Source organism: Halomonas sp. (genome assembly GCF_034520545.1).
Taxonomy (GTDB): domain Bacteria; phylum Pseudomonadota; class Gammaproteobacteria; order Pseudomonadales; family Halomonadaceae; genus Halomonas.
Map to the genome: position 1 here is coordinate 394,828 of NZ_JAXHNN010000002.1, position 6,887 is coordinate 401,714.

The 6,887-nt window shown below is 66.4% G+C and carries 8 protein-coding genes; 4 read left to right on the plus strand and 4 right to left on the minus strand.

The features are described from left to right. Positions 1-13: 13 nt before the first annotated feature. From U5L98_RS01895 to U5L98_RS01910, 4 genes are all read right to left on the minus strand, one after another. Positions 14-1,198 (minus strand): toxic anion resistance protein, encoded by a 1,185-nt coding sequence (locus U5L98_RS01895; RefSeq protein WP_322556654.1) that lies wholly within the window; start codon positions 1,196-1,198, stop codon positions 14-16. Between the two features lie 48 nt (positions 1,199-1,246). After that, positions 1,247-2,188, minus strand: coding sequence for a cobyrinic acid a,c-diamide synthase (locus U5L98_RS01900; protein ID WP_322556655.1), 942 nt, complete (start codon positions 2,186-2,188; stop codon positions 1,247-1,249). Between the two features lie 37 nt (positions 2,189-2,225). After that, positions 2,226-2,399: a hypothetical protein gene (locus tag U5L98_RS01905; protein WP_322556656.1), complete on the minus strand. Its 174-nt coding sequence runs from the start codon at positions 2,397-2,399 to the stop codon at positions 2,226-2,228. 96 nt (positions 2,400-2,495) lie between these two features. Continuing rightward, on the minus strand, positions 2,496-4,118 hold the full coding sequence (locus U5L98_RS01910) for a BCCT family transporter (protein WP_322556657.1): 1,623 nt from the start codon (positions 4,116-4,118) through the stop codon (positions 2,496-2,498). Positions 4,119-4,259: 141 nt separating this feature from the next. Here U5L98_RS01910 and U5L98_RS01915 point away from each other — a divergent pair, with 141 nt between their 5' ends. The 4 genes from U5L98_RS01915 to U5L98_RS01930 all read left to right on the plus strand — a co-directional run bounded on the left by U5L98_RS01915 (position 4,260) and on the right by U5L98_RS01930 (position 6,798). Then, the gene (locus U5L98_RS01915) at positions 4,260-5,255 is read left to right on the plus strand and encodes an LLM class flavin-dependent oxidoreductase (RefSeq protein ID WP_322556658.1); all 996 of its coding nucleotides are present in this window, start codon (positions 4,260-4,262) and stop codon (positions 5,253-5,255) included. After that, on the plus strand, positions 5,243-5,968 hold the full coding sequence (locus tag U5L98_RS01920; RefSeq protein ID WP_322556659.1) for an AzlC family ABC transporter permease: 726 nt from the start codon (positions 5,243-5,245) through the stop codon (positions 5,966-5,968). The genes U5L98_RS01915 and U5L98_RS01920 overlap by 13 nt, the downstream gene beginning before the upstream one ends. Further along, on the plus strand, positions 5,965-6,279 hold the full coding sequence (locus tag U5L98_RS01925; protein ID WP_322556660.1) for an AzlD domain-containing protein: 315 nt from the start codon (positions 5,965-5,967) through the stop codon (positions 6,277-6,279). Before U5L98_RS01920 ends, U5L98_RS01925 begins: the two co-directional genes overlap by 4 nt. Positions 6,280-6,378: 99 nt before the next feature. Beyond that, positions 6,379-6,798: a hypothetical protein gene (locus tag U5L98_RS01930; protein WP_322556661.1), complete on the plus strand. Its 420-nt coding sequence runs from the start codon at positions 6,379-6,381 to the stop codon at positions 6,796-6,798. Positions 6,799-6,887 lie beyond the last annotated feature (89 nt).

Below are 6,887 nucleotides of genomic sequence, written 5' to 3' on the forward strand. Positions count from 1 at the left end.
GCGCGTTGAAGGGTCAGTCGTGACGGTCGCGTTCGGCGGTATCCTGCCCATCACGACCGCGCTGCAGGCGGTCGATGGCCTCATTGCCCTGGCCGGCCAGGGCCGCCAGCCGGTCGATCTGTTCGTCCAGTTTGGGCAAGGCCTCGCGGCGATAGCGAGAGAGGTCATCGATGGCCCCCATCACCTCGCCGAAGGCTTCCTCAAGTGCCTGCATGTCGAGCATTGCCGACGAGGCCCGCTGCTGGATGTCCACACCCTGTTGGCGCAGCGCTCGTGAGGTTCCACCTATGATTTCAGAGGTCGTGGTGTTGAGCGCCTCGACGCGATCCAGCACCAGCCGCTGATTGGCGATGGCCAGGGCGACGGTGACCGCCACGGTCAGCGCCGAGACGGTCACGTTGATGGCGCGATCGACGCCACGCATCAGCTCGCGGTTGTTACGAATGATCACCTCGAGCGCCAGCACGCCCTGCTGGCTCACCGCCAGTTGCTGCTGCAGGTCGACGATACGCTGGCGCAACGGGAACAGCAGTTCCTCCTCGAGGAAGCGCCGCTGGGAGTCTTCCTCGTCACGGCGGGCGATGGCGGCCTGCAGCCGTTCGTCGATCAGCCGTCCCAGAGCGACCTGGCGATCCAGCTGGACGAGGCTCTCGCGCAGGGACTGCTGGTCATCGCTCAGGGTGAGATTGTCGCGATGCAACATGTCACGCCCCGCTTCCAGGTCGGCAATAATCGCATCCAGCGCCTGCTGGGCCGTCTCGAACTTCTGGAAATAGCGCTGCAGGCGACTGCCGGCACCCGGGAGACGCGCCAGCAGGCGATCCAGCGGACCCGGCGACAGGCGGTGTCGAGACGGGTCCAGCTCCTGCATCCGACCGCGCAGGTCGACCAGGGCCTTGGCCACGGGGCCGCCCTCATCCCCCTGATGGGCCAGCTGGCGCAGCGGGGTCTGCAGCATGGCGCTCTGGTGGGCGGCCTGCTGCTGCAGCTCCAGCCCCAGCTCATCGATGGCGCGTCGCTGGCGCGCCAAGGCGTCCGCATCGCCGCCGGCAACCAGCTCGTCGACGAAGGTATCGGCCTGGGCCGCCAGCGACACATCGTCTGGGCTGCTATCCGACACGTCTCCATCCAGTTGACTAGCGATTTCTTCCACCTTGGGCAGCGACAGGTGAGAATCGCGTTCGGGTTGCTGGCTCATGGGCACCTCGCGAAGAATCGGATATGGGCGTGTGAAGGAACGGGCTCACTACTTGCCGCGTCCGTAGCGGTCGGCACGGGAGACGAAGCGGCGCAGCTCCGCCAGTGCTTGCTCGGTGGTGACCGAAGCCTGGGGGCGTCCGGTCTCGATGCGCGCCATGGAGACGGCCGTGTCGTCGAGGACGGTCAGCGCCGACTCATTACGCGCCGCCAGCTCACGCAGCCCCTTCTCGGTCTCCTCGAGCAGCTCCAGACGCCGCACCAGGGCGGCACGCTCCTCCGTGCCCAGCTGCCGGCCCTCTCGACTCAGCCGACGCCGCACGAAGTCACCGTCCACGTTGGCCACACTGCGGGCCTGGGAGGCCATGGCGTCGAGAGTATCCACCACGCCGCGACAGACCTCGACCACCAGCCCGCGGGCGCGGGCGAAGGCCAGCTCGCCGCTGTCGAAGCGGCCGCCCAGTACGCCCAGCACGTGGCGATAGCGACTGTAGACGCGGTCGGCCTGGACCGCCAGATCAGGGCGCTGGGCGTCGATCAAGGCCTGCTTGGCCCGGCACAGGGCCAGCACCAGGTCGTCGGCATCCGCCGGAGGCCGAGCCGGGTCGAGCTCCGCGAGGTCGGTTTCGTGGGCATCGCGCTGCTGCTGCGCACGGCGTCGCGCCGCCTCGGCCGCCAGCCCCGCCTGCCGGCGCTTCTCACGCCGCCGAGCGAGCCAACCACGCAGCCGGCGTTCCAGCGGCAGCGTCGCCGGAATCGCCACCAGCCCAGCGAGCCAGCCCATCAGGGTGGGCCCGAAGCCACCCCACAGCGAGGTCAGCCACAGCAGCATGCTGATGAAAGGCACCACCAGGGCGTAGCGCAGGATGACCTGCAGGCGACCAGGTGGCTCGACCGGCACCGCCAGGCGCGGTTTGGCGAGCCCCACCAGCAACCACGGCAGGCAGGTCATGAAGAGGCCATAGGAAAATCCCTGCAGGAATCCCAGCATGGGGCTGACCATCCTTTATTCGTCAAAAAATACATGGCTAGAAAAGCAGGGTGAGGACCAGAGCCACGATGCCCACCAACACGGCGATGGTGACCGCCACGACCACCACCCGGTCGAGCCAGCGATCGAAGCGTGCCCAATCGAGCCGGCGGCGCCGTCGACGGGTGGCACCGCGACGAGGTGCGCCATGGTCGGCGCGGATGAGAGTCATGGTCGAAGTCCGATTTCACCATTGTTCCTTGAGCTTACGGCCTGCCGCGGCGGCTGGCCACCGCCCATCGACCGTGATCGCCTCCAATGGACCGGTTCAGCTGTTGACGCGCCGCTTGGTCTCGCTGGGCAAGCGGCGCAGCCGCTCCTCTTCGCCCAGGGACTCGGCCTCGAAGGCATCCGCCCCGACTGGCATCTCACCATGACGGCGATAGAGCTGGGTCAGCAAGGAGCGATGATCGCGCTGAAGCGTGCGGATCAGCGCTGCCGCCATACCGTAAAGCACCAGGGAGAAGGGCAGCGCCGCGAGCACCGAGGCCGACTGCAAGCCGGTCAGGCCGCCGACAACGATCAGCGTCAGGCAGATGGCGGCTATCAACACACCCCATACCACCCGCTTGAAGAGCGGTGGGTTGATGGAGCCGGCATCGGTCATTTGCGCCACGATATAGGAGGCAGAGTCCGCGGAGGTGACCAGAAAGATGAAGATCAGCAGCATCGCCACCACCGACAGCGCCCCAGTGAAGGGCATCAGCTCGAACATCTCGAACAGAGCCACGGTGATGTTGTCCTGGGTGGCGGCGGCCAGGCCCACGTCAGCACCGAGTTCCATGTTGATGGCGGCACCGCCGAACACACCGATCCACAGGCAGGCCAGCAATGGCGGCACCAGCAGCACGCCCACCACGTACTCCTTGATGGTGCGCCCGCGCGAGACCCGCGCCACGAAGGTACCGACGAAGGGCGACCAGGCAATGGCCCAGGCCCAGTAAAACAGGGTCCACTCCTGGGCCCAGGCATCGTTGCTGTAGGGGGTGGTGCGCAAGCTCATGCCGATGAAGTTCTGCAGATAGTCGCCAAATCCGAGAATGATGGTATCGAGGATGGCTACCGTGGGGCCGGTGACCAGCACGTAGAGCATCAGGCCGATGCAGAGAATCATGTTGAGATTGGAGAGACGCCGAATCCCCCTGTCCAGACCGACCCAGGTCGAGGCCATGTAGGCCAGGAACATCACGAACAGGATGATGAATTGCCACAGGGTATTCTCGGGTAGACCGAAGACGGCGTTGAGCCCACCGTTCATCTGCAGCACGCCCAGCCCAAGGGAGGTAGCCACACCCATCACCGTCGCCACCACGGCGAAGACGTCCAGCCAGCCGATAAGAGGGTGAAATCGAGACTTTTGAGGGGTGACCGAGGAGAGCACCGACGACACCAGGCCGGCCTGCCCTTTGCGAAACTGGAAGTAGGCGATGATCAGCCCCACCACCGAGAAGGCCGCCCATTGGTGAACCCCCCAGTTGAAGTAGCTGTACTGTATCGCATGGCGCGCCGCCGCGATGCTCTCGGCCGGCACGTCACCGTAGGGAGGATCGATGTAGTGGGTCATGGGCTCCGCCATGCCGTAGAACACCAGCCCCACGCCGAAGCCCGCAGCCAGCAACATGCTGATCCAGGAAAAGAAGCCGTAGTCCGGCCGACTGTCCTGAGGGCCCAGGCGAATCTTGCCGTAGCGACTCAAGGCCAGCCAGCCAAGCAGGACCACACCGCTGAACAGTGAGAAAAGGTAGAACCAGCCAAAGAGACGCGTGGTGCCATCAAGGGCGACCTCCGCAAAACCGCCAATTGCTTCCGGGAAAACCGCACCCACGATCACGATGGCAAGGATGATCCCTAGTGAGGCGATAAAGACTCGCTGTCCCCCATGACTGGCCATCGATGACTCCTTGCTTCGTGTGGTTGATCGGCGAGGATGATAACAGAGCCGTGAATGCGGCCACGAAGGCAGGCCATTGACGGCCCCACGAAGCAGGCGTAGAAACTCAGCAGGCTAATTGTTTCCGGAGTTCCTCACAATATGTCACGACTCGCCGACACGCCCCTCTCCGTGCTCGACCTGGCCCCGATCCGCGAAGGCGGTACCATCGCCGACACCTTTCGCGAGAGCGTGGCGCTGGCCCGGCTCACCGAGCGGCTCGGCTTCACGCGCTACTGGCTGGCCGAGCACCACAGCATCGAGGGCATCGCCAGCGCCGCCACCGCGGTATTGATCGGGCATATCGCCGGCGCCACCGAGCGGATCCGGGTGGGCAGCGGCGGCATCATGCTGCCCAACCATCCGCCGCTGGTGGTGGCCGAGCAGTTCGGCACCCTGGAGACCCTCTATCCCGGGCGCATTGACCTGGGCCTGGGCCGCGCGCCGGGGTCCGACGGCCCCACCATGGCCGCCATGCGCCGCGACCCCCATGCCGGCGTCGATGACTTCCCCCAGCGGCTGGCCGAACTGCAGGGCTTTCTCGACGACGAGCGGCCAGGCCAGCGAGTACGGGCGGTCCCCGGCCAGGGCACAAAGGTGCCGTTGTGGCTGCTTGGCTCCAGCGACTTCAGCGCCCGCCTGGCGGCTCGCGAGGGGCTGCCCTTCGCCTTCGCCGCCCAGTTTGCCCCTGCCCAGCTGTTCGAGGCACTCAAGCTCTATCGCGACAACTTCAGGCCCTCGGCGGTCCTCTCGGCACCTCATGCCATGGTCGGCCTGCCGGTGATCGCCGCCGAGAACGACCTACAGGCGGACTACCTGGCCTCCACGGCGCGCCGAAAGTTCCTGGGCATGATCCGCGGCCAGCGCATCAAGGCCCTGCCGCCGGTAGAAGTGCTGGACTGGTCGCCCAGGGAACAGGCCCAGGTGGAGCAGTTCCTGGGGGCCGCGGTGATCGGCGGCCCCGAGACCGTGCGAGAGGGCCTGGAACGCTTCCTGGAGTTGACCGGTGCTGACGAGCTGATGCTCAACACCGATGTCTACGCCGCCGAGGACCGGCTGAGAAGCTACGAGATCGTTAACGAGATATGGCGCTCATGACCACCGACCGCGACTCACGTCCGACCCTTGGCCATCTCGTCGAGGGCTTCCGGCGCATGGCGCCGCTGTCGCTGTTCGTGATCGTCTTCGGACTGGCCTTCGGAGTAGCGGCCCTGCAGCAGGGGCTTTCCGCCGTCCAGACCCTGCTGATGAGCGGCCTGGTCTTCGCGGGGGCCGCCCAGTTCGCCACCCTGGAACTGTGGGGCGATACCATTCCACTGCTGCCGCTGGTGGCTATCACCCTGGCGATAAACGCCCGCCACCTGCTGATGGGCGCCGCCTTCTACCCCCACCTGCGCGACCTGCCTAGCGGGCGTCGCTACGCCAGCCTGCTTCTGCTCAGCGATGCCAACTGGGCCATGGCCATGACTGGGGGAACCACGGCCTCACGGCTGGGCATCCTGGTCGGTGGCGGCCTGGCGCTGTGGAGCACCTGGATGATCGGCACCGGTCTCGGTGTGGCCTTCGGCAGCGGCATCAGCGAGCCCGAACGCTTCGGGCTGGATGCCATCATGGGCTGCTTCCTGCTGGCCATGCTGGTGGGCGACAAGCGCGACCTCAGCGTGCTGCTGCCCTGGGGGGCAGCGGCCCTGGCAGCCCTGGCGGCAATGGCCTGGCTGCCGCCCCATGCCCATGTGATCGTGGGGGCACTGGCGGGCGGCGTGGTGGGCCTGCTGCTGCCTCCGAAGCCACGCCAGGAGGGCCACTCATGACGCTGGATGCCACCCAGGGCGGAGTGTTGCTGGCCATCGTGATCATGGCACTGGTCACCTACCTGACCCGCGCCGGCGGGGTCTTCGTGATGGCACGGGTGCCCATCGGCCCGCGGGTCGAGCGCTTCATCAACGCCATGGCCGGCTCGGTGCTGGTGGCTGTTATCACCCCCATGGCCGTGCATGGCGACGGCGGAGCCCGAATGGCCCTGGTCGCTACGGCGGGGGTGATGCTGGCACTACGCAAGCCGCTGCCGGCCATTACCGCCGGAATCCTGACCGCCGCGCTGTGGCGCCTGATCGCCTCCTGACCCATCCTCGGAACGAAGCGCTCCGCGCGCTTTCCAAAGGGCAGTCATTCACGGGGCGCCGGCCGAGCCGTCGCCCCTTCCGAAACACTGGAGTCCTTCATGCCCGACCCCCATGATCCGCGTCACGACCCACGCCAGAACGCCGCCTGGCGAGCCGCCCAAGAGTGGCAGGCACGCGCCCGTCAGACCCGCGCCGGAGGTCCCTTGGGCGGCCTGAAGCTGCTGCTCACCTGGCTGCTGTTCGGCGTCATGATGATCGTCGCCATGGTGCTGGGGCTGTTCTTCCTGCTCATCGGCTGGGCGATGATGCCCTTTCTGCGCCATCGCATGAAAAAGCGCATGGAGCAGATGCGCGCCGACCAGGCCGAGGACGTGGATGGCTCTGTCCACTACCGTGAGACCCGCTATCACGCGGGGCGCAATGCCGGCGACCGGGAGCAGCAGGTGCTGGAGGGCGACTATGAGGTCAAGGAGGGTGAAGTGAAGAACGAAGCGCGCAGGGACACTAACCGTCCATGAGCGACAAGAGGCTCGGGGCGTCTTTGTTCCGACAAAGCCCCCTGCTACCAGCATGCCATCTGCTGTCAGGGAGCTGATACCCCGCCGAA

Bases quoted from the DNA above. Each gene is read 5' to 3' on its own strand.
- U5L98_RS01920 (WP_322556659.1), top strand. From the start codon at position 5,243: ATGGCGCTCATGACCACCGACCGCGACTCACGTCCGACCCTTGGCCAT.
- U5L98_RS01895 (WP_322556654.1), bottom strand. From the start codon at position 1,198: ATGAGCCAGCAACCCGAACGCGATTCTCACCTGTCGCTGCCCAAGGTG.
- U5L98_RS01910 (WP_322556657.1), bottom strand. From the start codon at position 4,118: ATGGCCAGTCATGGGGGACAGCGAGTCTTTATCGCCTCACTAGGGATC.
- U5L98_RS01925 (WP_322556660.1), top strand. From the start codon at position 5,965: ATGACGCTGGATGCCACCCAGGGCGGAGTGTTGCTGGCCATCGTGATC.
- U5L98_RS01915 (WP_322556658.1), top strand. From the start codon at position 4,260: ATGTCACGACTCGCCGACACGCCCCTCTCCGTGCTCGACCTGGCCCCG.
- U5L98_RS01905 (WP_322556656.1), bottom strand. From the start codon at position 2,399: ATGACTCTCATCCGCGCCGACCATGGCGCACCTCGTCGCGGTGCCACC.
- U5L98_RS01930 (WP_322556661.1), top strand. From the start codon at position 6,379: ATGCCCGACCCCCATGATCCGCGTCACGACCCACGCCAGAACGCCGCC.
- U5L98_RS01900 (WP_322556655.1), bottom strand. From the start codon at position 2,188: ATGCTGGGATTCCTGCAGGGATTTTCCTATGGCCTCTTCATGACCTGC.